Annotated in this window: 1 pseudogene; it reads right to left on the reverse strand. The window is 35.1% G+C overall.

The window, feature by feature from the left end:
- Window positions 1–322: pseudogene (locus FUA24_RS03080) on the reverse strand (oligopeptidase B); the annotation flags it as partial.

Raw genomic sequence — 322 nt, forward strand, 5'->3', positions numbered from 1 at the left:
AAACATGTTTGCATATTTTGTGCGAACGTAGCGTAACGTCGTCTTTTAAAGCATAAAAAAGCGTTTTATTATCATTTGCCCAAGTAATGCTACCTGTGGTGTTTATAATAGTATCTTGCAGAATATTGCCTGTGGTTAAGTCTTTTATTTGTACTGTGTATTGGCGCCTACTTACCAAATCGGTTGTAAAAGCGGCTAACTTATTATCTGGACTAATAGCTATACTACCTAGTTTAAAATAAGCTTGGTCTTTGGCCATTTCATTACAATCAAACAGCAATTCTTCATCGGCATCTAGTGTTCCTTTTTTACGTGTGTAAAT

This window comes from Seonamhaeicola marinus (assembly GCF_008085455.1).